Here is a 26,560-nt window from a genome sequence, read left to right as displayed (position 1 = left end):
GTGGCCGGCGTGAGCGGCGGCGCCGGTCGCGCCGCGGCTACGCCGTCATCGGGCGGTCGTACGGCCCGATCGGCGCCGGCAGCTGAGAGGCGCCCGTCAGATGGCGGTCCACCGCCGCCGCCACCGCCCGCCCCTCGGCGATCGCCCACACGATCAGGGACTGGCCGCGCGCGGCGTCCCCCGCGGCGTACACGCCGGGCACGTTCGTCGCGAAGTCCGCGTCGCGGGTGATCGTGCCACGGGGATCGAGTGCGAGTCCGAGCTGATCGACGAGGCCGTCGGAGCGGTCGGGGCCGGAGAAACCGAGAGCGAGCAGCACGAGGTCGGCGGGGAGCACCCGCCCGGACCCGGGGCGAGGGCGGCGCTCCGCGTCGACCTCGATCAGCTGCAGCGAACGCACCCGCCCGGCCGCATCTCCCGTGAAGTGGAGTGTCGACGCCGCGAAGAGCCGCGCGTCCGCGTCCGCCGCGGGTGCGGTCTCCAGGTCCCGGGCCTCCTCGTGCGCCGCCGAGAGCCGGTAGATCTTCGGGTACACCGGCCACGGATCGGCGTCCTCGTCGCGCTCCTCGCCGGGCTGCGTGTAGATGTCCAACTGCGTCACGGACCTCGCGCCCTCGCGCACCGCCGTACCCAGACAGTCGGCACCCGTGTCACCACCACCCACGATCACGACATGCTTGCCCGCCGCCGACAGCGGTGACGTCTCCAGATCCCCCTCGCACACCCGGTTGGCCAGCGGCAGATACTCCATCGCCTGATGGATGCCGCTCAACTCCCGCCCGGGGACCGGTAGTTCACGCCAGGCCGTGGCGCCCACGGCGAGGACGACGGCGTCGTACCTGGCCCGCAACTCGGCCGCCCCGACGTCCCGGCCGACGGCGGTCGACGTACGGAACTTCGTTCCCTCGGCCCGCATCTGGGCGACCCGCCGCTCCAGGTGCCGCTTCTCCATCTTGAACTCGGGGATCCCGTACCGCATCAGCCCGCCGATCCGGTCGTCCCGCTCGTACACGGCGACCGTGTGCCCGGCCCGGGTCAGCTGCTGCGCGGCGGCGAGCCCGGTCGGCCCGGAGCCGATCACCGCGACCGTTCGGCCGGACAGCCGGTCCGGCGGCCGCGGCGGCGCGAACCCGTCCTCCCAGGCCCGGTCGGCGATGGCGACCTCGACGTTCTTGATGGTGACCGCCGGCTGGTTGATCGCCAGGACGCAGCCCGCCTCGCACGGCGCGGGGCACAACCGGCCGGTGAACTCGGGAAAGTTGTTCGTCGCGTGCAGCCGGTCGCTCGCCGCCCGCCAGTCGTCGCGCGAGACCAGGTCGTTCCATTCGGGGATCAGATTGCCCAGCGGACAGGCGTCGTGGCAGAACGGGACACCGCAGTCCATGCACCGGTCGGCCTGCGTGCGGATGATCGGCAGCAGCGCCCCCGGGACGTACACCTCGTCCCAGTCATGGACCCGCTGCCCGACGGGGCGCCGCGGCCACTCCTCGCGGGAGGCGTTGAGGAAACCCTTGGGATCGGCCACGGCCGTCTCCCTCACGTACGTGAACGGGGCCCCTACGGTCTCCGTCGCCGACACCATCGTCCGGGCGGCGGGCCGAGGGCCTGTCGGCAGACTCTTCCCGCCACGATACGACGCCGTGACCGCGCCCGCCTCGGACGTGCGCGACCGACTGGTACGCCTCAGGTCAGCGCCAGTACGTACGAGATCGCGGCGGCGGCCGACGCGACCGTGCGGACGTGGTTCCACATCGACCACTCGCTCACATACGTGGGCCAGTACGCGACGGCCTCCGGCGTACCCGCCTCCATCGTGGCCAGCTTGTTGTTGCGCGGGACGTTCGCCGCGATCGTGACCCCGAAACAGCCGAACAGATACAGCGCACTGCCCAGCAGCATCTCCACCGTGCCCTCGTCGGGCCACAGGACGAAGGTGACCACCGCGAGCACGGCACACAGCACCGCCGAGCCGATGAACACGAACATGAACGCCGGCATCAGCGCGGTCACGTTGATCGCCTGCATCGCGGCGACTCCCTGCGCCGGCGGCAGCGCGGCGAGCCCCTTCATCACGAACGTCGAGAACCCACAGAAAACACCGGCCACCAAGCCGGTGCCGAGCACCCCCACCACGGTGATGACGAAGTACGGTCCCTCGATCATGGCAACTCCCGCGTAGTAAAACCCCTGGGCGACAACTCGCGCACCGCTCCCAGAACCGCCGGTCCGGACGACCCCGAACCCAGAGATCCTGCCCAGCACTCCCTGTCACCACAAGTGAAATGCCGTACGAGAAGGGTGACCATGGCCGAGGGACTCGGGGCATGTCCGGTCGTCTCGGGGCGGGGCCCGGGGCGAGGTCCGGGGCGAGGTCCGGGGCGGACTCGGGATACCCGGGACGGGCCTGGGAGCCAGCCCCGGGAGTGGGGCGGCTGGAGAGCCGGGGCGCGGCTGAGGGCTGTTCGGGTGAGTGGCTGGGGCGGGTTTCGCTCACCCCCGTTTTGCCTCGCCCTCGCCTCTGCCCTCGCCTCTGTCCTCACCCGCGCGCCACCCCGCGAGCGTCGTCTCGACCGCGGGAGCGATCCGGCGCCGGGCCTCATGCCGCGGAACGCCGCTCATCAGCAGCTGGTCGTACGGGGTGTCCGTGTGCCTGACCGCGGCGCGAATGGCCGATGTCACCGCGCCCTCGGACAAGGCCCGCCCGGCGGCACCGCGCCCCACGCGCCCGCTGCCCCGCACCGAGGCGTGCCCGGCGATCGCGTACGCCCGATCGTCCGGACAGCCGGGAAACAGCCGCCGGATCTCCTCCGCGAACGCCTCCGTGAACCGCACATCCTCCGCTGCCCGCCGCCGCGCGTCCCGGGCCCGGCGCCTCCGCCGCGCCTCCGCGTCCGCGAGACAGCGCTCCTCGGCCCGCGCGAGCGCCGCCTCCTCGACGAGCACACCCTGCCGCTCGTACCGGCCCCGCCGCCGGTTGAACCGTACGACCACCGCCGACAGCGCGCTCCCCTCCCGTGACCTCCGCGTCAACGCAGTGTCACCCCGCGGCAGAAACACCAGCTGCCCGAGATCGGCGCAGTCGAGACACCGGGGCGCTCCCTCCTCCAGCACCAGCAACGAGAGCGGCCCGCCCCGGCACTCGGCACAGTGCCGCCGCTTGACCGGCTGGACGACGAGAAGCCCGGTACGGGGCGGGGGAGTCGCCGTGGTCGTCATGGGTGTGTCATTCCCGCCCCGGGGAGGCGGCCCGTCCGGTTCACGCCGAGAATCCGCTTCACGCCGAGAAGCCGGTTCACGCCGAGAAGCCGACGATCCGCTCGGGCACGACACGGACGATCACGCGGACCTCGTCGTCCTTCTCCTCGGGCGGGTCGATCCCGAGGTACTTGTGCGAGAGCTCGTACGGAAGGCGCTTGCCCTCGTCGGGGAGGATCTCGGCGGTGCCGCGGATCTCCACCGAGGTGTAGGGGTCGGCGAGGTCGTAGACCGAGACGCTGATCCGGGGGTCACGCCGGAGGTTACGGATCTTCTGCCGGCCGTCGGTCGAGGAGAAGAGGACGGTGTCCCCCTCTCGCTTGAACCAGACCACCGAGTTCTGGGGAGCACCGCCGGGACCGAGTGTGGCGACGCCGGCGAAGTTCTTGCCGTCGAGGAGTGCACGGACCGAGTCGTCGAAGGAGATCGTCATGCCACCAGACTAATTATATGCGTGTGCATGTAAAAGCCCTTTCGGGTGAGAACCTCAAGACGGGAGCCCTGCCGCGGCGAGACGGGAGCTCCGCCGTGGCTCAGCCGTTCCACGCCGGGCGGCGCGGGTCGTCCGCGCGCACCAGGATGTCGGCCGCGTCGCCCGGCGCCGTCTCGCGCTCGTAACGCTCGTACGCGGGAAGCGTCCAGTGCTCGCCCTCGGGGGTGCGCCGGCGCAGCGCGGCCGGTGAGAGGCGTACGTGGACGGTGAGGTCGAACGGGAACCAGTGATGCAGCAGTAGTGGACCGTGCAGCAACAGCACGGCACCGGGCGGGAGTTGGACGTAGGGGCTACGGGTTGCCCGGTCGGTGGCCGGGTCCCAGAGGTCGGGCAGTACACGGCCGTCGCCGCCGGCTTCCAGCGGGCCGAAGACCTCGCGCCACAGGGCGCCGGTGTCGAACCAGCCGCCGTAGTACGCCTCGACGTCCTGGTGGCCGTACTCGAACCGGAGGGAGGCGGGTCGCAGGAAGTCCTGCGTGCCGACGACGAGTGCGGACCGGCCGCGCGGGCGCAGGGCCTCGGCGACGAGTTCGGCGAGATCACCGGGCCGGGCGGCCGGAGCCCCGTCGAAGGCGATACGCGGCCAGGGACTCCCGTCGGCCGGCTTCAGGTCGAGCAGGCGCTCGGCGAGCAGGTCGCCGAGCCGTTCCCAGGTGATCGCTTCGAGTCGCACCCGGCCCATGATGCCGCGCGGGTGGACGGGTGTGGACGGGCGGTCTCGGTGGACGAACGCATGGGGGAACCCGGTCGGGGACGAGGGGGAGGGGAGAGCCCGGGCAGACGGATGGGCGAGGAGAGATCAGGTGGACAGGTGGGTGGGGAGAGCCCGGGTGGGCCGGGATGTCAGGCCGAAGCGGCGAACTTCCGGGTGCGTATCTCCCCGTACCCGGCGAGAATGTAGGGCGCCGGGACTAGCGGTGCCTCCCCGCGCCGCGCCGGCCGTCCGGCACCGGGAGGTACCACATGACCACCGCCGGAGACATCATGCACCGCGGCGCCCAGTGGATCCCCGCTCACGAGACGCTGGACCGTGCCGCCCAGCTGATGCGTGAGCTCAACGTGGGCGCGCTGCCCATCAGTGACGAGAACGAACGGCTCTGCGGCATCCTCACCGACCGGGACATCGTGATCGGCTGCGTGGCCATGGGGCACGACCCGGCACGCATCACCGCGGGGGAGATGGCCAAGGGCACACCGCGCTGGATCGACTCGGGCGCCGACGTGAGCGACGTGCTCGGCGAGATGCAGGGGCACCAGATCCGCCGCCTTCCTGTGATCGAGAACAAGCGTCTGGTCGGGATGATCAGCGAGGCCGACCTGGCCGCGCATCTGACGGACGAACAACTCGCGGGCTGGGCCGAGAGCGTCTACGCGAAGAGCGCGGCACGCTGACCCGAGGTCCCCATGAGGTCCTCACGGGGACACGCCGTTCCGACGACGTCCCCGCGGCATCACCGCGACACGCGCTCGTCCGGCAGGAAGTGCCGGACGAGCGGTGTCACAGCCAGCCGTTGCGCTTGAACCCCCGGTAGAGCGTGGAGCACGCGATGGCGATCACGCCGACAGCCAGGCCGTAGCCGAACTTCCAGTGCAGCTCCGGCATGTAGTCGAAGTTCATGCCGTAGACCCCGCAGACCATGGTCGGCACGGCGATCAGCGCCGCCCATGCCGTGATCTTCCGCATGTCCTCGTTCTGCGCGACGCTGACCTGTGCGAGATGCGCCTGCAGAATCGAGTTGAGCAGTTCGTCGAACGCGGCTATCTGCTCGGCGGCCCGCAGCTGGTGGTCGGAGACGTCGCGGAAGTAGGCCTGTATCTCCGGGTCGATCACCCGGATCGGCCGGGTGGCGAGATCCATGATGGGCCGGCCCAGCGGGACCACCGCCCGCTTCAGCTCAAGGAGTTCACGCTTGAGCTGGTAGATGCGCCCGGGGTCGGCGCGCGCGCCGTTCGCGGCGAACACGTCCGTCTCGACCTGGTCGATGTCCTCCTGCACCGAGTCCGTGACGTTCAGATAGTCGTCCACCACATGGTCCGCGATCGCGTGCAGCACCGCGGCCGGGCCCTTGGCGAGCTGCTCGGGGCGGGCCTCCAGCTCCTCACGCAACGGGCCCAGCGAACCGTGCCTGCCGTGCCGCACGGTGACCACGAAGTCCTGGCCGACGAACACCATGATCTCGCCGGTGTTCACCACCTCGCTGGTCGAGGTCAGTTCGGTGTGCTCGACGTAGCAGACCGTCTTGAACACCGCGAACAGCGTGTCACCGTACCGCTCCAGCTTCGGGCGCTGATGGGCGTCCACCGCGTCCTCGACCGCCAGCGGGTGGAGGTCGAACAGCTCGGCGATGCCCGCGAACTCCACTTCCGTCGGCTCGTGCAGCCCGAGCCAGACGAATCCGCCGTCGGCCTTGCGGATCCGCCGCACCGTCTCGACCAGATCGCGGCCGGCGGGGACCCTCGACCCCTCCTCGTACGCCACGCAGTTCACCACCGCGGTGCCCAGCGGAGACCGGGCGGGATGACTCAGGTCGACACGGGCACGCCGCCGTGTCAGCCGTGCCACCCTGCGGAGGCCGCCGACCTTGCTCAGGCCCGTGACCCTTCGCAGATTCCCTGCCATGGACATCTGGATCTCCTAGCGTGGATCTCCTCGCGCCGCACTCTGCGCCTTGCCGCGGCCAGTCTGCCAGGATGTTTCGACGGCCGGGAAAGCCTGTGGGAACGGAACATTCCGCTCCGGATTCAGGACCTCGGCCGGTACTGACGAGGCGTCGACGGCTGTTGGCGGGCCGAGCGCGACGCGCTTGACATCGGGAGCGTCAACCATCATGGACAAGCGGGGCAACTGGGATGATCGGCGCATGACGCGAACCGACGGGTATCTCCTCGACAACCGGCAGACCGAGGCGGGGCAGCGTTTCGACGCCCTCGCCGCTCTCTTCGACCCCACGACGTTCCGGCACATCGAACGGTTCGGCATCGGATCCGGCTGGCGCTGCTGGGAGGTCGGCGCCGGCGGCACGTCCGTGGTGTCCTGGCTCGCCAAGAAGGTCGGCCCCACCGGCAAGGTCGTCGCGACCGACGTCGACACCTCCTGGGCCACCTCGGCGTTCCGTCCTCCCGTCGAGCTGCGCGTCCACGACGTGGGCGCGGACGAGCCGCCGGGGGAGGGCTTCGACCTCGTGCACGCCCGGCTCGTCCTGGTCCATGTGGCGGACAGGGAGCGGGCGTTGCACTCGATGATCCGAGCGCTGCGGCCCGGCGGACGGCTCCTGGTCGAGGACGCCGACCCGGCGCTCCAGCCGCTGGCCTGCCCCGACGAGCGCGGCCCCGAACAGCAGTTGGCCAACCGGCTGCGCCACGGGTTCCGTGAGCTGCTCACCGAGCACGGCGCCGACCTCGCGTACGGGCGTCGGCTTCCGCGTCTGCTCCGCGAGGCCGGGCTGCGACAGGTCGAGGCCGACGCGTACTTCCCGATCACCTCGCCGGCCTGCGGCGCGCTGGAGTCCGCGACGATCCGTCAGGTCCGCGACCGGCTCGTCGCCGCGGGCCTCGCCACGGACCAGGACATCGACCGGCACCTCGCGAACGTGGCCACGGGCGGGATGGACCTGGCCACGGCGCCGCTGATCTCCGCGTGGGGGCGGAAGGTGTAGTGCCTGGTGAGGGTTGCGGTGCCCCCTCCCGAGGATCGAAGGGCTTGCGACTCGCCGCGACGAGCCTCGGACGCTCGGGCCTCCGTAGCCCGCCCGGGCGGATCGGGGTGGATCGGGGCAGATCTGTGTTGATCCGTGTGGTTCGCGTCGGCCGGGAGCGGTCCACGGGCCCGGGAGGCCTATGTGTTCGTCGTCGGCCTCCCGCCCACCTGTTCCACCGCTCGTGCCCCGGCCCGGCATCCCTCCGCGGCGGCTTCCTCCGGTCGGGTGCCCGCGAGGAGTGCGGCGAGGAAGGCGCCGGTGAAGGCGTCACCGGCACCCGTGGTGTCGACCGGGGTCGCGGGCACCGCCGGAACCCGGGCCCGGACCTCCCCCGACCGGGCGACCAGGGCTCCGGCCCCGCCCTGTTTGACGACCACCAGCGGGACGTGGCGGCTCAACTTGGCCGCCGCGTCCGCCGGATCGGGCAGACCGGTCAGCAGACAGGCCTCGTCCCGGCTGGGCAGCAGGACGTCGACACCCTCGATGAGCGTGAGGAAACGGTCCACCCCCAGCACCGCGAGGAATCCCGCCGACGCCGGATCCACGCTCACCGGCACCCCACGCGCGCGTGCCGACTCCACCGCCACCGTCACCAGCGCACGGCACGGCTCGGAGAAGAACAGATAGCCCGACAGATGCAGCCGGGCGACACCGTCGAGCAGTGACGGCGACCAGTCGTCGGCGGTGAGCCGCAGGGCCGCGCCGCTGTCCGTGAGGAAGGTGCGCTCCGCCGAAGCGCCCGTGTCCACCAGACAGACCACCGTCCCGGTCGGCGCCTCGGGGTCGATGACCAGCAGGGGGAGCACCCCCGAAGCGGCCAGCTCGCGCTCGTGCCACGCGGCGGAGTCCATGCCCACCCTGCCGAGCAGGCGTACCTCCGTGCCGTCCCGGCGGGCCGCCCAGCACGCGACGTTGGCGCCCGCGCCGCCCGGCACGGTCCGGACGGAGGCGGCCGTGTCGGTGCCGGACGCGAGCGGCCCACGGTGCCGGGCGACGACGTCCGTGACGACGTCGCCGACGACCAGGAGAGCCCCGCCGGGAGCCTTGCCGGGGCCACTCGCCCCGCTCACGCGCCTGCCCAGGCAGCCGCGATCCGCCCCGCGAGCCGTACGTTGCCGCGTACCGCCGCCAGGTTGGCGCTCAGCGACGCCCCTTCGGTGTGGCGCACCAGATAACCGAGGAGGAACGGTGTCACCGCCTGGCCGCTCACGCCCTCCGCCTCGCACGCGTTCAGCGCGTCGGCGAGCACGCGCGCGTGGAGCTCGGGATCGAGCTGCTCCGCCTCCGGCACCGGATTGGCGACGATCAGCGCCGACTCGGGGCCGTCGAGCGCGTCCTGAGCGCGCATGACGGCCGCGACCTCACCGGGCGACTCCAGGGTCCAGTCCACCGGGTGACCCGAGTCGGACAGATAGAAGCCGGGGAAGTGCGTTGTCCCGTACCCGGCGACCGCGACCCCCAGCGTCTCCAGCCGCTGCAGGGTCGCCGGCACATCCAGGATCGACTTCACCCCCGCGCACACCACCGTGATCCGGGTGCGCGCAAGCAGCCCCAGATCGGCGGACTCGTCCTGCGTCACCGTCCACTCCCGGTGTACGCCGCCGAGCCCGCCCGTCGCGAACACCCGTACGCCCGCCTGCGCGGCCAGCAGGGCGGTCGCGGAAACCGTGGTCGCCCCGCTGACCCCCGCGGCGACCGCGAGGGGCAGATCGCGATGCCCGAGCTTGCGGATGCCGTCCTCGTTGGCGACCCGCTCCAGCTGCTCCTTGTCGAGACCCACGCGGGGCTGCCCGTCGAGCACGGCGATCGTCGCCGGAACGGCACCCTCCTGGCGCACGACGTCCTCCAGCTCCAGTGCCACCTGGAGATTGCGCGGACGCGGCAGCCCGTGCGCGATGATCGTGGACTCCAGTGCCACCACGGGCCGCCCCGCGGCGAGCGCCTCCCGTACCTCTTCGGAAACCACCAGCACGCGCGTGCCTCCTGTCTGTCGGTTCTCCCCTCATCCCTGGCGGGCGACGCACCCGGCCAAACCCTTGCGACCAGCACAACGAGGCAGCAGCCTGAGGTCATGACGGACAACTCGACACGTCTCGACCACGTCGTCCTCTGGGTGCGCGACCCCGTGGCCTCGGCCGACTTCTACGAGAAGGCGCTTGGCCTCGAGCCCATCAGGGTCACCGAGTTCGCCGCGGGGAAGGTGTCCTTTCCCTCCGTGCGCCTCAACGAGGAGACCATTTTCGACCTCGCGCCCCTGACGATGGCACCCCGTATGGACGTCGTCCCCGACGCGGCCGCCAGTGCGGGCCATCCGGTCAACCACGTCTGCCTGTCCCTCCCGGGCGAGGACTTCGACGCGCTCCACGCCCGCCTGGAGGAGAGTGCGGTTCCCCTCTCGGACTTCACCCACGACGCGTACGGCGCCCGCGGAAAGGCCAAGCGGAGCTTCTACTTCCGAGACCCGGACGGGAACGTCTTCGAAGCGCGGCACTACGAGTAGCTCTCAGGTCCCCCGAGCATCCCCGAGCAGCTCTCTGACCTGACGGGGGAAAGGGGTGTCCACGCGCGCGTGGACACCCCTTTGGCCTTCGGGGCTCAGACAGGCCTCGCTCCGTTCAGTGCCCCGTGCGGATCGAGGACGTACTTGCGGCTGGCGCCCTGATCGAACTCGGCGTAGCCGCGCGGAGCGTCCTCCAGACCGATCACCGTCGCGTTGACGGCCTTGGCGATGTGCACCCGCTCGTGAAGGATCGCCTTCATCAGCCCCCGGTGGTACTGCATCACCGGACACTGACCGGTCGTGAAGCGGTGGCTCTTCGCCCACCCCAGACCGAGCCGCACCTTCAGCGTCCCGGTCCGCGCGTCCTGGTCGATCCCGCCGGGGTCGTCCGTGACGTACAGGCCCGGAATGCCGAGCGCGCCACCCGCGCGCGTGATGCCCATCAGCGAGTTGAGGACCGTGGCGGGTGCCTCCTGGGCGTCGGGACCGTGGGCCCGCGCCTCGAAGCCGACCGCGTCGACGGCCACGTCCACCTCCGGCTCACCCAGGAGCTGGTCGATCTGCTCGCCCACGTCGCCCTCGCTGACGTCGACCGTCTCGCAGCCGAAACTCCTGGCCTGTGCGAGACGTTCGGCGTTCAGGTCGCCGACGATGACGACGGCGGCGCCCAGCAGCTGCGCCGACGCCGCGGCCGCGAGACCGACCGGCCCCGCCCCGGCGACGTACACCGTCGAGCCGACCCCGGCGCCCGCGGTCACCGCGCCGTGGAACCCGGTCGGGAAGATGTCCGACAGCATGGTCAGATCGAGGAGCTTCTCGCGCGCCTGGTCCCGGTCCGGGAACCGCAGCAGGTTGAAGTCCGCGTACGGGACCATGGCGTACTCCGCCTGGCCGCCGACCCAGCCGCCCATGTCGACATAGCCGTAGGCCGCCCCGGGGCGGGCCGGGTTGACGTTCAGACAGATGCCGGTCTTGCGTTCCTTGCAGTTGCGGCACCGCCCGCATGCGATGTTGAACGGCACCGAGACGATGTCCCCGACCTCGACGAACTCGACGTCCGGGCCTCGCTCCACGACCTCCCCGGTGATCTCGTGCCCGAGGACGAGCCCCTCGGGCGCTGTCGTCCGGCCGCGCACCATGTGCTGGTCGCTGCCGCAGATGTTGCTGGCGAGCACCTTGAGGATGACTCCGTGCCGGCACTTGCGGCCGATGTTCGCGGACGCCACCCCTGGCCCGTCCTGCAGTTCGAGCGTCGGGTAGTCGATGGTCCTGACTTCCACCGCGCCCGGCTTGAGATACGCGACTGCCCTGTTCCCGCTCATACGTGATCGCCGTCCCTTCGGCCCCCGTGACTTCGGATGCCAGCGGCTGTGCGCATGGCGGAGTCTGCTACCGCCGCACCGTTCCGGCCAGCCCTCGCGCGGGTCTCCGTGGGTACGTCACGAAGCGGCGGGCCGGCCTCGGGTGAACAGCGCCAGGGCACCGAGCGGCAGCAGCAGACAGGCGGCGACGAGATTCAGCCAGCCGTAGCTCGCCTGGGCGACGACGAGGCCGGCCGCCGCGCCGCCGAGACCCGCCGCGCTGTTCATGGTCAGGTCGGACAGGCCCTGCGCGGCGGCGCGCGCGGGTTGCGGCACGGAGTCCGTCAGGAGCGCGGAGCCGGAGACGAGACCGGCCGACCAGCCGAGCCCCAGCAGGAAGAGCCCGGCAGCGGTCTGCGCATGACTGGCACCCGCGGTGCCCGCGAGCAGCGCCGCGCAGGCCAGCAGCCCCACGGCAAGGCCGATCACCGACAGTCGCCCGAATCGGTCGGACAGCCGTCCCATGACGGGCGAGAACGCGAACATGCCCGCGATGTGGATGCTGATGACCAGCCCGATCAGATCGATGCTCGCTCCGTGGTGACCGAGATCGACCGGTGTCATCGACATGACCGACACCATCGCCGTGTGCGAGACGGTCACGGTCACCAGGGCCAGCCGGGCCCGTGGCGAGGCCCGGACAGCGGCCGCCCCGGCCCGTATGGAACGTGCGGCGGGGGACTGCTCCTCGACCGGCGCCAGCGCACGCGCGGTGAGCAGCGGATCGGGGCGCAGCAGCACCGCGACCAGGAGCGCCGCTATGAGGAAGACACCGGCCGCCCAGAGGAAGGGTCCCGCCGCCTCCGGTATGCCGAGCCCGGAGACGCTGCGGCCGGCCGGTGCGGCGATGTTGGGGCCGAGGACCGCGCCGATCGTCGTGGCCCACACGACGTTCGAGATGGCCCGCGCCCTCCGCTGCGGCTCCGCCAGGTCCGCTGCCGCGAACCGAGCCTGCAGATTCGCGGACGAGGCCGCGCCGAACCCCGCCATGCCGAGCAGCAGCAGCGGAAAGTTGTCCATCGCCGCCGCGACCACGACGATCCCCGCCCCCAACGCTCCGATGAGATACGCCAGTACGAGCCCCGGCCGTCGGCCGCGTGCGGTCATCAGCGCTGCGAGTGGCACAGAGAGCACGGCCGTCCCCGTGACCGTCGCGGTGGGCGCGAGCCCGGCCAGCGACTCGGTGCCCGCGACCTCCTGGGCCAGTACGACCGCGAGCGCGATGCCCGTGGCCACACCGAGCCCGCCGAGGATCTGACTGGCGACAAGAACGGCGGATATCCGGCGCCGCAGCGCCGGCAGCTCCTCCGCGCCGATCGGCCCGGCGACAGGTCGCTCGACGGCGGTCACCGGCAGCGTCCCGCGGCACTACAACCGAACGCGCCTACCCTGCCCGCCGCTGCGAACCGCACCGTTTCGGACACATCTCCGTGCGTGAACCATGTGGTCACCGGCGCATCCTCCCCCTGGCCCTGAGCTCAGGACCCCTTCACGACAACAGCGACCGCGCCCCCACGACCGAGCACTTAGAGGCACCCCTCAGGATGGAGGCACCTCCAGCACCGGGACACCCTCAGAACAACGGCTCCGGCAGCACCCCTTCCAGCGCCAGCAGCTTCCGTTTGGTCTCCAGGCCGCCCCCGAACCCGCCGATGCCGCCGTCACTCTCCACCACCCGGTGGCACGGCACGACGACCGGCAGCGGATTGGCGCCCATGGCCATGCCCACCGCCTGGGCGGCCCCCGGCTGGCCGACCCGCCGGGCCAGATCGCCGTACCCCACCACGGACCCGTACCGAACGCCGGACGCCAGCTCGCGCAGCACCTGGCGGTTGAACCCGGAGATCAGGGACCAGTCCAGCGGCAGCTCGAAGTCCTTGCGCTCGCCCGCGAAATACGCCGCGATCTGACGTATCGCCTCGGCCAGGAGCGGGGACTCCGGTGCCTCGACGGGCTCGGTGCCGAATCGGGATCCGAGCCGGTCGAGCGTCTTGTCGCGCACCGCGTCCGTGGCGTGGAAACCGACGCTGACCAGGCCTTCGCCGGTCGCGGCCAGCAGCAGCGGACCGATGTCGCTGTCGACGACGGTCCACACCACTCGCTGCTCGTTCTGCCCTTGGCTGTCCATGCGCTCCACGGTACGGCGCACCACTGACAACGCCGGTGGCACGGACGCATGTGAGCGTCCGTGCCACCGGCGAGAGCTGGTGAAGGCGGGTTCAGCCCTCGTTCAGCGCCTCCCGCACCACGTCCGGCTTGTTCGTGATGACGCCGTCCACGCCGAAGCCCGCGACGCGCCGCGTGTCCTCCGCGGTGTCGACGGTCCAGGTGGAGATCTCCAGCTGCTTGCCGTGCGGTCCTTCGAGCGCGTGGATCGCGGCGACGTAACCGAGGGAGATCGTCGTGTGCGACGAGTTGATCTGGTCGGCGAACTGCGCGTACGCGGGCAGCTCCGCGACCGCCGGCGTACCCAGGAAGCCCGTCTTGATGTCGGGCCGCAGTGCGTGCACGGCCCGAATGCTGTCCGCGCTGAAACTCTGCACGACCAGCTTGCTCCGAACGTGGGCCGGACCCAGCCAGCCCTCGTTGCTGAGGACCTTGAGGGTCTCCCGCTCGATGCCCGGGTAGAGCGCGGGATTCTTGATCTCCAGGACGAGCTTCTGGTGATTCCGTGAAACCCGGTTCATGTACTGCTTCAGTGTCGGCACGCGCGCGCCCGCGTACCGGGGGCTGAACCAGGTGCCCGCGTCCAGCCGCGCGATCTCCGCGGCGGTGAAGTCCTTGACCTTCCACGGGGCGCGCCCGGGGAAGACCTCCTCGACGTTGGTGGTGCGGGTCAGGCTGTCGTCGTGGATCACCACGAGCTGGCCGTCCTTGGTGCGCTGGACGTCGTTCTCGACCCAGCGGAATCCGAGGTCGTCGGCCTTGTCGATGGCGGCCAGGGTGTTCTCGGGCGCGTAGGCGGAGGCGCCGCGGTGAGCGATCACCTGTGTCCGGTCGGTGTCCGGCGCGGCATGGGCGGTGTGTGGGGGAAGAACAACGACAGCGGCTCCCAGGAGCGCGGTGGTCGTGGCGGCGGCAGCGCGCGCGTGCATGCGTACTCCTTGCGTCTGTGTTCACGGACCGTCCTAGAGTGACAGCAGAGGGTCAACAGTAGGGGGGTGCAGGATGGCCACAGATTGAATGGAGTTGCCCATGTCCGATCACGCGTGCCGCACAAGTGGGGCAAGGCCGTGATTCTTTGCCGGAAAATCGTTCGAGCGTTCCGGGGCGAGTCATACTCTCTGCGTCAACCCTGACCGCCGTGGCGGTCCTGGGACGGGGGCACCTCACGAATTTCCGGGACTCAACAGGGCGGAAGGGCAACCGCGCATGCAGGGCACGGTCGACGGATTCAGCTACGGACTCGTCACGCCGCTGGTGGCGTACCTGATGGCCTGCCTCGGTGGAGCACTGGGCCTGCGCTGCACCACGAGGTCGATGCTCGTCACCCGCTCCTGGCGGCCGGGCTGGCTCGCCCTCGGTTCGGCGGCGATCGGTTCCGGCATATGGACCATGCACTTCGTCGCGATGATGGGCTTCTCCGTCCGGGAAACCCCGGTCCACTACGACAAACTGACGACGTTCGCGAGCCTCGGCGTGGCGATCGTCATGGTCGGCATCGGGATCTTCATCGTCGGCTACCGGGGAGCCTCCGGAACGGCCCTGTTCACAGGGGGCACCATCACCGGGCTCGGCATCGCCTCGATGCACTACCTGGGTATGGCCGGAATGCGACTCAACGGAAAGCTCGAGTACAACACCTTCACTGTTTCCGCCTCGGTCGTCATAGCCGTCGTCGCCGCGATCGCGGCCCTGTGGGCGGCGGGTCAGGTACGCGGCTTCATGTGGAGCGTGGGCGCGAGCCTCGTCATGGGTCTCGCCGTCAGCGGCATGCACTACACCGGTATGGCCGCCCTCAACGTCCATCTGCACGGCGCCGCCAGCACCCCCTCCGGGGACTCGCCCGCGACCCTGTTGGCCCCCCTGATGGTCGGCCCTCTCGCCTTCCTGCTGCTGGCCGGTGTCGTCGTGATGTTCGACCCGCTGATGGTCATGGGCAAGCCCGACTGGAGCCCCGCCGAGCAGAAGCCCGGCATCCCGGCGCACACCGTCCGCCACACCGGCCGCCGGTCCGTGCCCGGCCCGCGCCGGAGCTCCAGGCGCCCCGGCTCCCGCACCCCGCAGAACTGGTGACGCGACCCCGTTGTCAGTGCGGGGTCGTACGGTGGAACCCATGCGGCCCGTATCCAAGATCGAACGCACGGTGGCGCCCTTCGAGGTCGTCAGTTCCTACCAGCCCAGCGGCGACCAGCCCGCTGCCATCGCCGACCTCGAGCGGCGCATCCGCGCAGGTGAGAAGGACGTGGTCCTGCTCGGCGCGACCGGCACCGGCAAGTCCGCCACCACCGCGTGGATGATCGAGAAGCTCCAGCGCCCCACCCTCGTGATGGCGCCGAACAAGACGCTGGCCGCCCAGCTGGCCAACGAGTTCCGCGAGCTGCTGCCGAACAACGCCGTCGAGTACTTCGTCTCGTACTACGACTACTACCAGCCCGAGGCGTACGTCCCGCAGTCGGACACCTACATCGAGAAGGACTCCTCGGTCAACGAGGAGGTGGAGCGCCTGCGCCACTCCGCGACCAACTCGCTGCTCACCCGCCGTGACGTCGTCGTGGTCGCCTCGGTCTCCTGCATCTACGGCCTGGGTACGCCGCAGGAGTACGTGGACCGCATGGTCAACCTCAAGATCGGCGACGAGATCGACCGGGACGACCTCCTGCGCCGCTTCGTCGACATCCAGTACACGCGCAACGACCTGGCCTTCACCCGCGGCACGTTCCGCGTCCGCGGCGACACCATCGAGATCTTCCCGGTCTACGAGGAGCTGGCCGTCCGCATCGAGATGTTCGGCGACGAGATCGAGGCCCTCTCCACGCTGCACCCGCTCACCGGCGAGATCATCAGTGACGACCAGCAGCTCTACATCTTCCCGGCCACCCACTACGTCGCGGGCCCCGAGCGCCTGGAGCGTGCCGCCAACGACATCGAGAAGGAACTGGGCGAGCGTCTCTCGGAGCTGGAGAAGCAGGGCAAGCTCCTGGAGGCCCAGCGGCTGCGGATGCGCACGACGTACGACCTCGAGATGCTCCGCCAGATCGGCTCCTGCTCGGGCGTCGAGAACTACTCGATGCACTTCGACGGCCGCGAGCCCGGCTCCCCGCCGAACACGCTGATCGACTACTTCCCGGACGACTTCCTGCTCGTCATCGACGAGTCGCACGTCACGGTCCCGCAGATCGGCGCGATGTACGAGGGCGACGCCTCCCGCAAGCGCACGCTCGTCGACCACGGCTTCCGGCTGCCGTCCGCCCTGGACAACCGCCCCCTGAAGTGGGAGGAGTTCCAGGAGCGCATCGGCCAGGCCGTCTACCTGTCGGCGACGCCGGGCAAGTACGAGCTCTCGCGCGGCGACGGCTTCGTCGAGCAGATCATCCGTCCCACCGGCCTCATCGACCCCGAGGTCGTCGTCAAGCCCACCGAGGGCCAGATCGACGACCTGGTGCACGAGATCCGCAAGCGCACCGAGAAGGACGAGCGCGTCCTGGTCACCACCCTCACGAAGAAGATGGCCGAGGACCTCACCGACTACTTCCTCGAACTGGGCATCCAGGTCCGCTATCTGCACAGCGACGTCGACACCCTGCGCCGCGTCGAGCTGCTGCGCGAGCTGCGGGCCGGCGAGTTCGACGTCCTCGTCGGCATCAACCTCCTCAGGGAGGGCCTCGACCTGCCCGAGGTCTCCCTGGTGTCGATCCTCGACGCCGACAAGGAGGGCTTCCTGCGCTCCGGTACCTCCCTGATCCAGACCATCGGCCGCGCCGCTCGTAACGTGTCCGGTCAGGTCCACATGTACGCCGACAAGATCACCCCGGCGATGGAGAAGGCCATCGAGGAGACCAACCGCCGCCGGGAGAAGCAGGTCGCGTACAACACGGAGAGGGGCATCGACCCGCAGCCCCTCCGTAAGAAGATCAACGACATCGTGGCGCAGATCGCCCGCGAGGACGTCGACACGGAACAGCTGCTCGGCTCGGGCTACCGCAAGTCGTCGGACGGCAAGGGTGCAAAGGCCCCCGTGCCCGCACTCGGCGGGAAGGCCGCCAAGGGGGCCAAGTCCGCAAAGGGCAAGGCCAAGGAGACCGTCCCGACCGACCGGCCCGCGGCGGAACTCGCCGAGCAGATCGAGGAGATGACGCAGCGGATGCGCGCTGCCGCCGCGAACCTGCAGTTCGAGATCGCCGCGAGGTTGCGTGACGAGGTCTCGGAGATGAAGAAGGAACTGCGACAGATGAAGGAAGCCGGTATCGCCTGACACCCGGAGTGGCGCGGTGTGTTGCAAGACCGACACAAAGTGTGCACCAGGGTTCGGCGCTGTCAGTGGCTCTGCGTAGGGTTGCTGGTCAACCGCAGGACTCTGCGGCAACAGGGGACAGTTCGAGAGGGGAACAGCGCGTGACGGTCAACATGACCAAGGGTCAGGCCATCAGTCTGCAGAAGAACGACGGAGGCACGCTGACCGCGGTCCGCATGGGGCTCGGCTGGCAGGCCGCCCCGCGACGTGGCCTGTTCGGCTCTCGCACCCGCGAGATCGACCTCGACGCGTCCGCCGTGCTGTTCGCGGACAAGCAGCCGGTCGACGTGGTGTTCTTCCGCCACCTCGTCAGCGACGACGGCTCCGTGCGCCACACCGGTGACAACCTCGTGGGCGGCGTGGGCCAGGGTGGCGACGACGAGGCGATCCTCGTCGACCTCGCGCGCATCCCGGTCCACATCGACCAGATCGTCTTCACCGTGAACTCGTTCACGGGCCAGACCTTCCAGGAGGTGCAGGACGCGTTCTGCCGCCTGGTCGACGAGACCAACGGCCAGGAGCTGGCCCGCTACACCCTGGCCGGCGGCGGCCAGTACACGGCGCAGATCATGGCGAAGGTCCACCGCGCGGGCGCGGGCTGGCAGATGACCGCTCTCGGTACGCCGGCCAACGGCCGCACCTTCCAGGACCTGATGCCGGCGATCCTGCCGCACCTGTAGGCAACCCGGCACCCGGCGCACGAGTACATAGGGGGAACGAAGGCGATGACGGCTGAGCTGGTCCGGGGGCAGAACCACCCGCTGCCCCAGGCCCGACTTGAGATCCGGGTGTCGGCCGGAAAACCGATCGTGGCCGGGGCCACGCTCAGCGACGAACAGGGCACGGTGCACGGTGTCGAGTGGGTGGCCCATCCGGGCTCACCCACTCTGCCCGGCCTGGAGGTCTCCAAGCAGGCGGCGGCCGACCACCGCCTCGCGTGTGACCTGGACGCCCTGCCCGAGTCCGTGCACCGGGTCAGCGTGCTGCTCGCGCTGCCGTCCGGAGGCAGCGGGCCGCTCAGGTTCGGCTCCGTCGCCGCACCCTTCGTCGCGGTCACCGGACTCGACGGCTCCGAGGTCGCCAGCTACACGATCACGGGGCTCGACGCCGAGTCGGCTGTCGTCGCACTCGAGCTCTACCGCAGGCAGGGCGCCTGGAAGGTCCGCGCCGTGGGCCAGGGATACGCGGGCGGCCTCGCCGAGCTCCTCGCCGACCAGGGCCTGCCCCAGGCCCGCCAACTCGCGGGCAGCATCAACGAAGCGGTCGCCCAGGGCCTCGCCCGTTCGGTGGCCGCGCCCCCGCCGCGGACGTCGGAGGGCGACCGCTCGCGGCACGCCGCGACCCCGGCAGTGGGTCAGAACCAGGGCGGAACCACGCCCCAGGCCGCCCCCGGTCACGTATCACCGCAGCAGGGACACCCGGGCGGGCAGGGACACGCGGCGTCCGGCACTCCCGGGCACGCCACGCCGCAGGGCGGCCACCCCGGAGGGCCCGGCCAGCCGGACCCGTCCGCCGTCACCCAGCCCGCCGGAGTCGGCGGACCCGTCAACTACAGCCACCCGGGACGGCAGGCCGCCGCGCCTCCGCCGCCTCCGCCGACAGCGCCCCCGGCCCAGCCGGGACAGTCCGCACAGCCCGTCGCGGGCGACGCGACCGGCTGGTCCATGGAGGAGCGCCTGTACAACCAGGTGTGGGGCATGTTCGAGGATCTGGCCCGCGCCACGGCCGCGTACCGCAGCGCGGTCGACTTCGCAGAGTCGCGGATGGAGCAGGAGCTCGACAAGGTCCTGTCCGACCCGCGCAGCCGCATCGGCGGCCAGGGCGATGCGGCGCGCGAGGCCGCCCGAGCCAAGCATTCCCAGCTGATCGACCGGGCCAGGGAGGCCCTCGACCGAGACCTCGCCCAGCTCACCGCCGAGGCGGAGGTCGTCGAGCCCGCGCTGCCGACCGCCTTCGCGCGCTGGGACAACCCCGTCTGGCACGGCTACCGGGTCCCGATGGAGATCCCCATGGCCGTGCGTCTGGGCGACCTCCACCTGCCCGAGAGCGCGGGCCTGAGCATTCCGATGCTGGTGCGGCTGCCGTTGGAGCGCGGTCTGTGGATCGACAGCGGACGCTCCGGATCCTCCGACGCCTCGATCACCGACTCCGACGACCTGCGCCGCCTCGGCATGGACACGGCGGTGGCGATCGCGGCCCGGCTCCTCGCCGTCTACCCGGCGGGCGAGTACACACTGCATGTCATCGACCCGGCGGGCTCCGGTGCCTCGTCCCTCGCGCCCCTCGTACAGACGGGCGTGCTCAACGGTCCGCCGTCCGCCGGAGCGGCTGGGGTGACCGACGTACTGGCCCGGCTCACGCAACGCGTCGATCTCGTACAGATGGCGATCCGGGCCGGCGCGGCCGACTCCCTGCCGCCCGACCTCGACACGGCCGAGCAGCTGCTGATCGTCAACGACTTCCCGCACGGCTTCGACGACCGCGCCGTGACCCAGCTGCGCTATCTCGCGGACGAGGGCCCGGCCGTCGGCGTCCACCTCATGCTGGTCGCCGACCGGGAGGACGCCACCGCCTACGGACCGCTGCTCGACCCGCTGTGGCGCTCGCTGCTCCGGCTCACACCCGTGCCCGACGACCACCTCGCCGACCCGTGGGTCGGGCACGCGTGGACTTACGATCCCTCGCGCGTCCCCCCGGGCAGCCAGGTGCTCCAGCATGTCCTCACCCAGGTCGCGGCGGCCCGCCGCTCCTGGAACCGCTGAGGCCTCCGCGCACCCTTTACCAAGAGTTCTTCAAGCGCCCTGACCTGGGGATTTGGTTCTTCTTTTACTAATCTCTTTACCTTTCCTTGGTGATTGGGGTACTCTTTTCCGTACGGAGGGGAGTACTCCCTGCCATCTGCGGCGTACCCGTCAATACGGATCTGGTCAGATCCCGGGGCGTCGGCCCGAGTGCACCGGGCGCATCACGCGCCCTACCTGCATCGGGTGGAAGAGACCTCCGGCAGCGACGACGCTGACACTTGCCGTTACGTACTGCCGGAGGCGCAGTGGATGTTTCCGTGACCCTTTGGGTCCTGACGATCGTGGGCCTCGCAGCCCTCATCGCGGTCGATTTCTTCATCGGCCGCAAGCCGCACGACGTATCAATCAAGGAAGCCGGAATCTGGACGGTCGTCTGGATCGTCCTGGCCGCGCTGTTCGGCCTGGGGTTGCTCCTCTTCTCCGGAGGCCAGCCCGCCGGAGAGTTCTTCGCCGGCTTCATCACCGAGAAGTCGCTGAGCGTCGACAACCTCTTCGTCTTCGTCCTGATCATGGCGAAGTTCGCCGTGCCCACGCAGTACCAGCAGCGGGTGCTGCTGGTGGGTGTGCTCATAGCGCTCGTCCTGCGCGCGATATTCATCGCCGCGGGCGCCGCGATCCTCGCGAGCTTCGCGTGGGTGTTCTACATCTTCGGCGCGTTCCTCATCTACACCGCCTGGAAGCTGATCCAGGAGGCCCGGGCGGACGAGTCGGACGAGGACTGGGAGGAGAACAAGCTCCTCAAGGTCGCCGAGAAGCGCTTCGGAGTCGCCGACCGCTACCACGGCACCAAGCTGTGGATCCAGCAGAACGGCAAGCGGGTCATGACGCCGATGCTGGTCGTCATGCTGGCGATCGGCACCACCGACGTGCTCTTCGCGCTCGACTCGATCCCGGCGATCTTCGGCCTGACGCAGGACCCGTACATCGTCTTCACGGCCAACGCGTTCGCGCTGATGGGTCTGCGGCAGCTGTACTTCCTGATCGGCGGACTCCTCAGGAAGCTGGTCCACCTCAGCTACGGCCTGTCGGTCATCCTCGGCTTCATCGGCATCAAGCTGGTGCTGCACGCGCTGCACGAATCGGGCGTCCACGTCCCGGAGATCTCCATCCCGGTCTCTCTCGGCGTGATCTGCGGAGTCCTGGTGATCACCACGATCACCAGCCTGATGGCCTCCAAGAAGCAGGCGGCGGCCGAGGCGGCGCAGAGCGACGACGAAGGCGCTCCGAAGGACAGCATCGAGGCCTGACCACGTCGGACGTAGAGACAACCAGCACCGGGAGCGGCCCGCGGCGAATTGCCGACCACCGCTCCCGGTGCTTGCTTGTTTCCTGAGCGCGTTTCCCGGCCCGGGGACGCCGTGGCCGGATGGAGGCACCGATGAAGTTCGTGCAGATCATCGACTTCGAGACCGAGCGCTTGGACGAGATGCAGCAGCTGCTCCAGCAAGCCGGGGAGCGCAACGCCGGCAGCCCGGGCGGCCCCACGCGCCACACGCTCCTGCAGGACCGCGACAACCCCCGCCGCTATCTGGCCCTCATCGAATTCGATTCGTACGAGGAGGCCATGAGCAACAGCGACGCCCCCGAAACGGCCGAACTGGCGGAGCAACTGGGCGCGCTGTGCATCGGCGAGCGCGTCTACACCAACTGTGACCTGCGGGAGATGCGCGAGCTCAAGTAGCCCATGCGCCCCGTGAACGGGGCCCGCGCGACCGGAGTGCGGGGCCCGTTCACCTCTGCGACGATCGCTGCATGATCGCTCGGCTCCGGTCACTCCTGACGCAGTGGACGGCCGTCGTGCCCGCGCTGGCGGTCGTGCTGCTGGTCTTCACCTGGGGCCGCGACCTGCCCGGCGCCGTCGTCGCCGTGGTGACGCTGGTACTGGCCGGAGCCGTGCTGGCAGCCGTCCACCACGCCGAGGTGGTCGCACACCGGGTCGGTGAACCGTTCGGCTCGCTGGTCCTCGCCGTCGCCGTCACGATCATCGAGGTCGCGCTGATCGTCACCCTGATGGTGGACGGCGGCGACAAGAGTTCCACACTCGCCCGCGACACCGTCTTCGCGGCCGTGATGATCACCTGCAACGGCATCGTGGGCGTGAGCCTGCTCGTAGCCTCACTGCGGCACGGGCTCGCCGTCTTCAACGCGGAGGGCACCGGCGCCGCGCTCGCGACCGTCGCGACGCTGGCCACGCTCAGTCTGGTGCTGCCGACCTTCACCACCAGCAAGCCGGGCCCCGAGTTCTCCACCGCCCAGCTCACCTTCGCCGCCCTCTCCTCGCTCGTCCTCTACGGCCTGTTCGTGGCGACCCAGACCGTGCGGCACCGCGACTACTTCCTCCCGATCACCAGGCAGGGCGAGGTGATCGACGCGGACGACCATGCCGACGCCCCGTCCGCCAGAAGCGCGGGCATCAGCCTCGGGCTCCTGGGCCTGGCCCTCATCGGTGTGGTCGGTCTCGCGAAGGGCGTGTCGCCCACCATCGAGTCCGGGGTGGAGGCGGCCGGGATGCCGCACTCCGTGGTCGGCGTGATCATCGCCCTGCTCGTCCTGCTCCCCGAGACGATCGCCGCACTGCGCTCCGCCCGCCGCGACCGGGTGCAGACCAGCCTGAACCTCGCCCTCGGCTCGGCGATGGCCAGCATCGGCCTCACCATCCCCGCCGTGGCCGTCGCCTCCATCTGGCTCTCCGGCCCCCTCGTCCTCGGCCTCGGCGCCACCCACATGGTCCTGCTCGCCCTGACCGTGGTGGTCAGCTCCCTCACCGTCGTCCCCGGCCGAGCCACCCCACTCCAGGGCGGCGTCCACCTGGTCCTGTTCGCGGCGTACTTGGAACTGGCGATCAACCCGTAGGGGCCGCGCCCGAAGGGGGTGCACCCGTAGAGCCCAGCGAGCACGCAGGCCGTACGTAAACGCTTGCGCAATCGTTTACGTACGGCCTGCGGAGGGCTCACCCCGTGGCCGGCTCCGTAGCCACGACAGCCACCGGCCGAGTCTCCGGCAGCAGCGCGAAGCACCCCAGGCTGAGCAGCGCGATGCCCGTCAGATAGGCGGCCACACCCCAGGGAACCCGCCCGCTCTGCTCGGCGACCGCCGTGGCCACGATCGGCGTGAGCGCACCCCCGAGCACGCCGCCCAGGTTGTAGCCCACGGCCGCACCGGTGCACCGCACCCGCGGCTCGTACAGCTCCGGCAGATACGCGGCGATCACGCCGAACATCGTCACGAACGCGATCAGCGCGACCAGGAAACCGAGGAACATCAGCAGCGGCTCGCCCGTCGACAGCAGCGCGATCATCGGGAACATCCACAGGGCGCTGGCCGCACAGCCCGCCAGGCACAGCGGCCGCCGTCCGTGGCGGTCGCCGAGAATCGCCACCAACGGAGTCAGCGCACCCTTCACGACGACGGCCGCCATGATGCAGGTCAGCATGACGGTACGGCTCACTCCGAGCCGCTCGGTCGCGTAGGCGAGGGACCAGGTCGTCACCGCGTAGAACACCGCGTACCCGATCGCCAGCGCCCCCGCCGTCAGCAGGACGAGCCGCCAGTGTTCACGTACGACCTCGGCGAGAGGCACGCGCGCGTGCTCGCGCAGTTCGAGGAACTGGGGACTCTCCGCCAGGGAGGAGCGCAGCCACAGCCCCGCCGCCGCGAGCACGCCGGCCGCCCAGAACGGCACCCGCCAACCCCAGCTCGCGAACTGTGCGTCGGAGAGCGTCGCCGACAGCACCAGCATCACCCCGTTGGCGAGGACGAACCCCACCGCGGGCCCGATCTGCGGGAAGCTCGACCACAGCCCGCGCCGGTCGGCCGGAGCGTGCTCCGCGGTCAGCAGCACCGCCCCGCCCCACTCCCCGCCGAGCCCCAGCCCCTGCAGAAAACGCAGCACAAGGAGCAGCACGGGAGCGGCCGTACCGATGGAGTCGTACGTCGGTACGCAGCCGACCGCGACGGTCGCGGCGCCGGTCAGCAACAAGGAGAGGACGAGAACGGGCCGCCGGCCGTGCCGGTCCCCGATGTGTCCGAACAGGACCGAGCCCAACGGCCGCGCCACGAACCCGACCCCGAACGTCCCGAAGGCCGCCAGCGTCCCCGCCACCGGCGAGAACGTGGGGAAGAAGAGCGGGCCCAGGACGAGAGCGGCCGCCGTCCCGTAGACGAAGAAGTCGTAGAACTCGATGGCCGTCCCGGCGAGCGCGGCTGCCGCGAGCCGCGGCATGGAAGGGGGCTTTACTGTGCGTGCACGCTGCATGCCGCGTCAACTACCCACGGTCACCAGGAGTTACGGGGGCGCACGGGGGCCCGGTGGCCTCAGTAGGTCACCGTGATGCGCCGGGCGGGACCGTCCACGCGAATCACTCCCCCGTAGGGGATGACGATCTGCGGGTCGGTGTGCCCGAGGTCCACATCGAAGACGATCGTGGTGTCGGGGGCGTACGCCCGCATGGCGCGCAGTACGGCCTCGCGCTGCTCCGCCGCGTAACGCGCGCCTTCCTGAGGGCTGTTGGGGCGTTCGAAGGACCACGTCTTCGCCCGGCCCATCAGCAGCGCGGAGAAACGCCGGAGCAGTCCACGCTCGCCCATGCTCCGCAGGACGCGGAAGACCTCCTCACCGCTCGGCAGTTCCTCCGAGGTCTCCAGGAAGAGCACGCCGCCGTGGAGGGAGAGGTCGCGCGGGATCTCCCGGTCGGCCATCAGCAGCCAGGCCAGGATCTCCAGACAGCCGCCCCAACTGCGGCCCTCCACCACCCGGTCGGCGTTGACCCAGGTCCATCCGGTGCCGGGCCGGGTCTCCGGGGCCGACACGAAGGTCGCCGGGTCCGCCCAGTCACGGTCGACATCGCGCCACCTCTCGGCCGGACGCAGTACGTACTCGCCCGAGCCGAAGAGCGCCGCCCGCAGGGATTCGGCGGTCAGCGGGTCCATGGCGCCGGGCCGGCCCAGCTCGCCCATCACGCTCGCGCCGTGATAGCCGACGATTCCCGTGTTCCACAGGTAGGCGAGCAGGTTCGTGTTGTCGCTGTACCCGAAGAACGGCTTCGGGTTGGCGCGGATCAACTCCCGGTCCAGCAGCGGCAGCACGGTGATCTGGTCGTCACCGCCGATCGACGCCATGACCGCCTTGACGTCCGGGTCGGTGAACGCCGCGTGGATGTCGTCGGCCCGCTCCTGAGGCGTAGAACCCATCCTCCGGGTCGCCGGAAACTCGACCGGTTCCAGGCCGTACTCCTTGCGCAGCCGCTCAAGACCCAACTCGTACGGGAGCGGAAGGACCCCCGGCAGCGCGGCGGACGGCGAGATCACGGCCACCCGGTCGCCGGGCACGGGCTTGGGCGGGTACGCGGGAGTCGTCATGCGAGGGAGGGTAGGGGCCGTCCCGGTGTCGGCGCACCGTGATAAACCGGGTCTGAGCAGCGGTCCTGAACGGGCCGAGCCACCCGACCGGACCGGAGGAACCGTGCCCCGCACCCTCGCCAACGCCCCGATCATGATTCTCAACGGCCCCAACCTGAACCTCCTCGGGCAGCGCCAGCCGGAGATCTACGGCTCCGACACCCTCGCCGACGTCGAGGCGATGTGCGCCAAGGCGGCGGCCGCGCACGGCGGCACGGTGGACTTCCGCCAGTCCAACCACGAGGGCCAACTGGTCGACTGGATCCACGAGGCACGCCTCGAACACTCCGGGATCGTGATCAACCCGGGCGCCTACTCGCACACCTCCGTCGCGATCCTGGACGCCCTCAACACCTGCGACGGGCTGCCCGTGCTGGAGGTCCACATCTCCAACATCCACAAGCGCGAGGAGTTCCGCCACCACTCGTACGTCTCGCTGCGCGCCGACGGCGTGATCGCGGGCTGCGGGGTGCAGGGTTACGTGTTCGGGGTGGAGCGGGTCGCGGCGCTGGCGGGAGAGGCTCAGGCGGAGGCCTGACGGAAGAGGACGATCGGCGGCCTGACGGGAGGCGCCCGGCGGACGGCGGCCGATTGTCAG

At 70.4% G+C, this 26,560-nt stretch carries 25 protein-coding genes; 11 read left to right on the top strand and 14 right to left on the bottom strand.

The window, feature by feature from the left end; genetic code table 11:
• Positions 1-37: 37 nt before the first annotated feature.
• The 5 genes from ACH4YP_RS33645 to ACH4YP_RS33625 all read right to left on the bottom strand — a co-directional run bounded on the left by ACH4YP_RS33645 (position 38) and on the right by ACH4YP_RS33625 (position 4,430).
• Entirely contained in the window at positions 38-1,525 is a 1,488-nt protein-coding gene (locus tag ACH4YP_RS33645) for a glutamate synthase subunit beta (RefSeq protein WP_361052865.1), read from the bottom strand.
• A gap of 158 nt (positions 1,526-1,683) precedes the next feature.
• A complete protein-coding gene (locus ACH4YP_RS33640) occupies positions 1,684-2,163 on the bottom strand; it encodes an anthrone oxygenase family protein (RefSeq protein ID WP_361052862.1) in 480 nt (159 codons plus the stop codon).
• A 327-nt stretch (positions 2,164-2,490) separates the two neighbouring features.
• Positions 2,491-3,216: a DUF2293 domain-containing protein gene (locus ACH4YP_RS33635; protein WP_398494569.1), complete on the bottom strand. Its 726-nt coding sequence runs from the start codon at positions 3,214-3,216 to the stop codon at positions 2,491-2,493.
• A 76-nt stretch (positions 3,217-3,292) separates the two neighbouring features.
• The gene (locus tag ACH4YP_RS33630; RefSeq protein WP_361052856.1) at positions 3,293-3,688 is read right to left on the bottom strand and encodes a PPOX class F420-dependent oxidoreductase; all 396 of its coding nucleotides are present in this window, start codon (positions 3,686-3,688) and stop codon (positions 3,293-3,295) included.
• Between the two features lie 100 nt (positions 3,689-3,788).
• Positions 3,789-4,430, bottom strand: coding sequence for a uridine kinase (locus tag ACH4YP_RS33625; protein ID WP_398494567.1), 642 nt, complete (start codon positions 4,428-4,430; stop codon positions 3,789-3,791).
• Positions 4,431-4,711: 281 nt separating this feature from the next.
• Here ACH4YP_RS33625 and ACH4YP_RS33620 point away from each other — a divergent pair, with 281 nt between their 5' ends.
• Positions 4,712-5,140 (top strand): CBS domain-containing protein, encoded by a 429-nt coding sequence (locus ACH4YP_RS33620; protein WP_189840433.1) that lies wholly within the window; start codon positions 4,712-4,714, stop codon positions 5,138-5,140.
• A 106-nt stretch (positions 5,141-5,246) separates the two neighbouring features.
• On the opposite strand, the gene ACH4YP_RS33615 is transcribed toward ACH4YP_RS33620, so the two are convergent.
• Positions 5,247-6,374: a magnesium and cobalt transport protein CorA gene (locus ACH4YP_RS33615; RefSeq protein WP_361052848.1), complete on the bottom strand. Its 1,128-nt coding sequence runs from the start codon at positions 6,372-6,374 to the stop codon at positions 5,247-5,249.
• 235 nt (positions 6,375-6,609) lie between these two features.
• Here ACH4YP_RS33615 and ACH4YP_RS33610 point away from each other — a divergent pair, with 235 nt between their 5' ends.
• Positions 6,610-7,404 carry a methyltransferase domain-containing protein gene (locus ACH4YP_RS33610; protein WP_361052845.1) on the top strand — a complete coding sequence of 265 codons (795 nt, stop codon included), beginning with the start codon at positions 6,610-6,612 and terminating at the stop codon, positions 7,402-7,404.
• A 179-nt stretch (positions 7,405-7,583) separates the two neighbouring features.
• Here the strand turns inward: ACH4YP_RS33610 and ACH4YP_RS33605 are convergent, their stop codons facing one another.
• On the bottom strand, positions 7,584-8,516 hold the full coding sequence (locus tag ACH4YP_RS33605) for a carbohydrate kinase family protein (protein WP_398494565.1): 933 nt from the start codon (positions 8,514-8,516) through the stop codon (positions 7,584-7,586).
• Positions 8,513-9,418 (bottom strand): pseudouridine-5'-phosphate glycosidase, encoded by a 906-nt coding sequence (locus tag ACH4YP_RS33600; protein ID WP_361052839.1) that lies wholly within the window; start codon positions 9,416-9,418, stop codon positions 8,513-8,515. The genes ACH4YP_RS33605 and ACH4YP_RS33600 overlap by 4 nt, the downstream gene beginning before the upstream one ends.
• Positions 9,419-9,517: 99 nt before the next feature.
• Between ACH4YP_RS33600 and ACH4YP_RS33595 the strand changes: the two genes are divergently transcribed.
• Complete coding sequence (locus ACH4YP_RS33595) at positions 9,518-9,946, top strand: VOC family protein (protein WP_361052836.1); 429 nt, start codon at positions 9,518-9,520, stop codon at positions 9,944-9,946.
• Positions 9,947-10,041: 95 nt separating this feature from the next.
• On the opposite strand, the gene fdhA is transcribed toward ACH4YP_RS33595, so the two are convergent.
• The 4 genes from fdhA to ACH4YP_RS33575 form a co-directional block, all read right to left on the bottom strand.
• Positions 10,042-11,268: a formaldehyde dehydrogenase, glutathione-independent gene (gene fdhA, locus ACH4YP_RS33590; RefSeq protein WP_398494562.1), complete on the bottom strand. Its 1,227-nt coding sequence runs from the start codon at positions 11,266-11,268 to the stop codon at positions 10,042-10,044.
• A gap of 117 nt (positions 11,269-11,385) precedes the next feature.
• Positions 11,386-12,657, bottom strand: a complete 1,272-nt coding sequence (locus tag ACH4YP_RS33585) for an MFS transporter (protein WP_398494560.1) — start codon at positions 12,655-12,657, stop codon at positions 11,386-11,388.
• Positions 12,658-12,880: 223 nt separating this feature from the next.
• Positions 12,881-13,435, bottom strand: coding sequence for a methylated-DNA--[protein]-cysteine S-methyltransferase (locus tag ACH4YP_RS33580; RefSeq protein WP_398494558.1), 555 nt, complete (start codon positions 13,433-13,435; stop codon positions 12,881-12,883).
• A gap of 91 nt (positions 13,436-13,526) precedes the next feature.
• Positions 13,527-14,402 (bottom strand): glycerophosphodiester phosphodiesterase, encoded by an 876-nt coding sequence (locus tag ACH4YP_RS33575; RefSeq protein ID WP_398494556.1) that lies wholly within the window; start codon positions 14,400-14,402, stop codon positions 13,527-13,529.
• Between the two features lie 277 nt (positions 14,403-14,679).
• Here ACH4YP_RS33575 and ACH4YP_RS33570 point away from each other — a divergent pair, with 277 nt between their 5' ends.
• The 7 genes from ACH4YP_RS33570 to ACH4YP_RS33540 all read left to right on the top strand — a co-directional run bounded on the left by ACH4YP_RS33570 (position 14,680) and on the right by ACH4YP_RS33540 (position 23,418).
• Positions 14,680-15,543: an MHYT domain-containing protein gene (locus tag ACH4YP_RS33570; RefSeq protein ID WP_361052821.1), complete on the top strand. Its 864-nt coding sequence runs from the start codon at positions 14,680-14,682 to the stop codon at positions 15,541-15,543.
• A gap of 40 nt (positions 15,544-15,583) precedes the next feature.
• The gene (gene uvrB / locus ACH4YP_RS33565; protein ID WP_361052818.1) at positions 15,584-17,722 is read left to right on the top strand and encodes an excinuclease ABC subunit UvrB; all 2,139 of its coding nucleotides are present in this window, start codon (positions 15,584-15,586) and stop codon (positions 17,720-17,722) included.
• A 140-nt stretch (positions 17,723-17,862) separates the two neighbouring features.
• Positions 17,863-18,441 carry a TerD family protein gene (locus ACH4YP_RS33560; protein WP_055615261.1) on the top strand — a complete coding sequence of 193 codons (579 nt, stop codon included), beginning with the start codon at positions 17,863-17,865 and terminating at the stop codon, positions 18,439-18,441.
• Positions 18,442-18,486: 45 nt separating this feature from the next.
• The gene (locus ACH4YP_RS33555) at positions 18,487-20,523 is read left to right on the top strand and encodes a TerD family protein (RefSeq protein ID WP_398494554.1); all 2,037 of its coding nucleotides are present in this window, start codon (positions 18,487-18,489) and stop codon (positions 20,521-20,523) included.
• A 287-nt stretch (positions 20,524-20,810) separates the two neighbouring features.
• Positions 20,811-21,812, top strand: coding sequence for a TerC family protein (locus ACH4YP_RS33550; protein WP_361052811.1), 1,002 nt, complete (start codon positions 20,811-20,813; stop codon positions 21,810-21,812).
• Between the two features lie 131 nt (positions 21,813-21,943).
• Complete coding sequence (locus tag ACH4YP_RS33545; protein WP_361052808.1) at positions 21,944-22,246, top strand: hypothetical protein; 303 nt, start codon at positions 21,944-21,946, stop codon at positions 22,244-22,246.
• A gap of 71 nt (positions 22,247-22,317) precedes the next feature.
• Complete coding sequence (locus tag ACH4YP_RS33540) at positions 22,318-23,418, top strand: calcium:proton antiporter (RefSeq protein ID WP_398494551.1); 1,101 nt, start codon at positions 22,318-22,320, stop codon at positions 23,416-23,418.
• Positions 23,419-23,515: 97 nt separating this feature from the next.
• Here the strand turns inward: ACH4YP_RS33540 and ACH4YP_RS33535 are convergent, their stop codons facing one another.
• Both ACH4YP_RS33535 and ACH4YP_RS33530 read right to left on the bottom strand, forming a co-directional pair.
• On the bottom strand, positions 23,516-24,820 hold the full coding sequence (locus tag ACH4YP_RS33535; RefSeq protein WP_398494549.1) for an MFS transporter: 1,305 nt from the start codon (positions 24,818-24,820) through the stop codon (positions 23,516-23,518).
• Between the two features lie 59 nt (positions 24,821-24,879).
• Positions 24,880-25,923: a S66 peptidase family protein gene (locus ACH4YP_RS33530; protein WP_361052799.1), complete on the bottom strand. Its 1,044-nt coding sequence runs from the start codon at positions 25,921-25,923 to the stop codon at positions 24,880-24,882.
• Positions 25,924-26,026: 103 nt separating this feature from the next.
• Here ACH4YP_RS33530 and aroQ point away from each other — a divergent pair, with 103 nt between their 5' ends.
• Complete coding sequence (gene aroQ / locus ACH4YP_RS33525) at positions 26,027-26,500, top strand: type II 3-dehydroquinate dehydratase (protein WP_398494547.1); 474 nt, start codon at positions 26,027-26,029, stop codon at positions 26,498-26,500.
• Positions 26,501-26,560 lie beyond the last annotated feature (60 nt).

Origin of the sequence: Streptomyces sp. NPDC020747, from assembly GCF_044334695.1 — a bacterium.
Taxonomy (GTDB): Bacteria; Actinomycetota; Actinomycetes; order Streptomycetales; family Streptomycetaceae; genus Streptomyces.
This window is presented reverse-complemented; position numbering and strand designations above follow the sequence as displayed.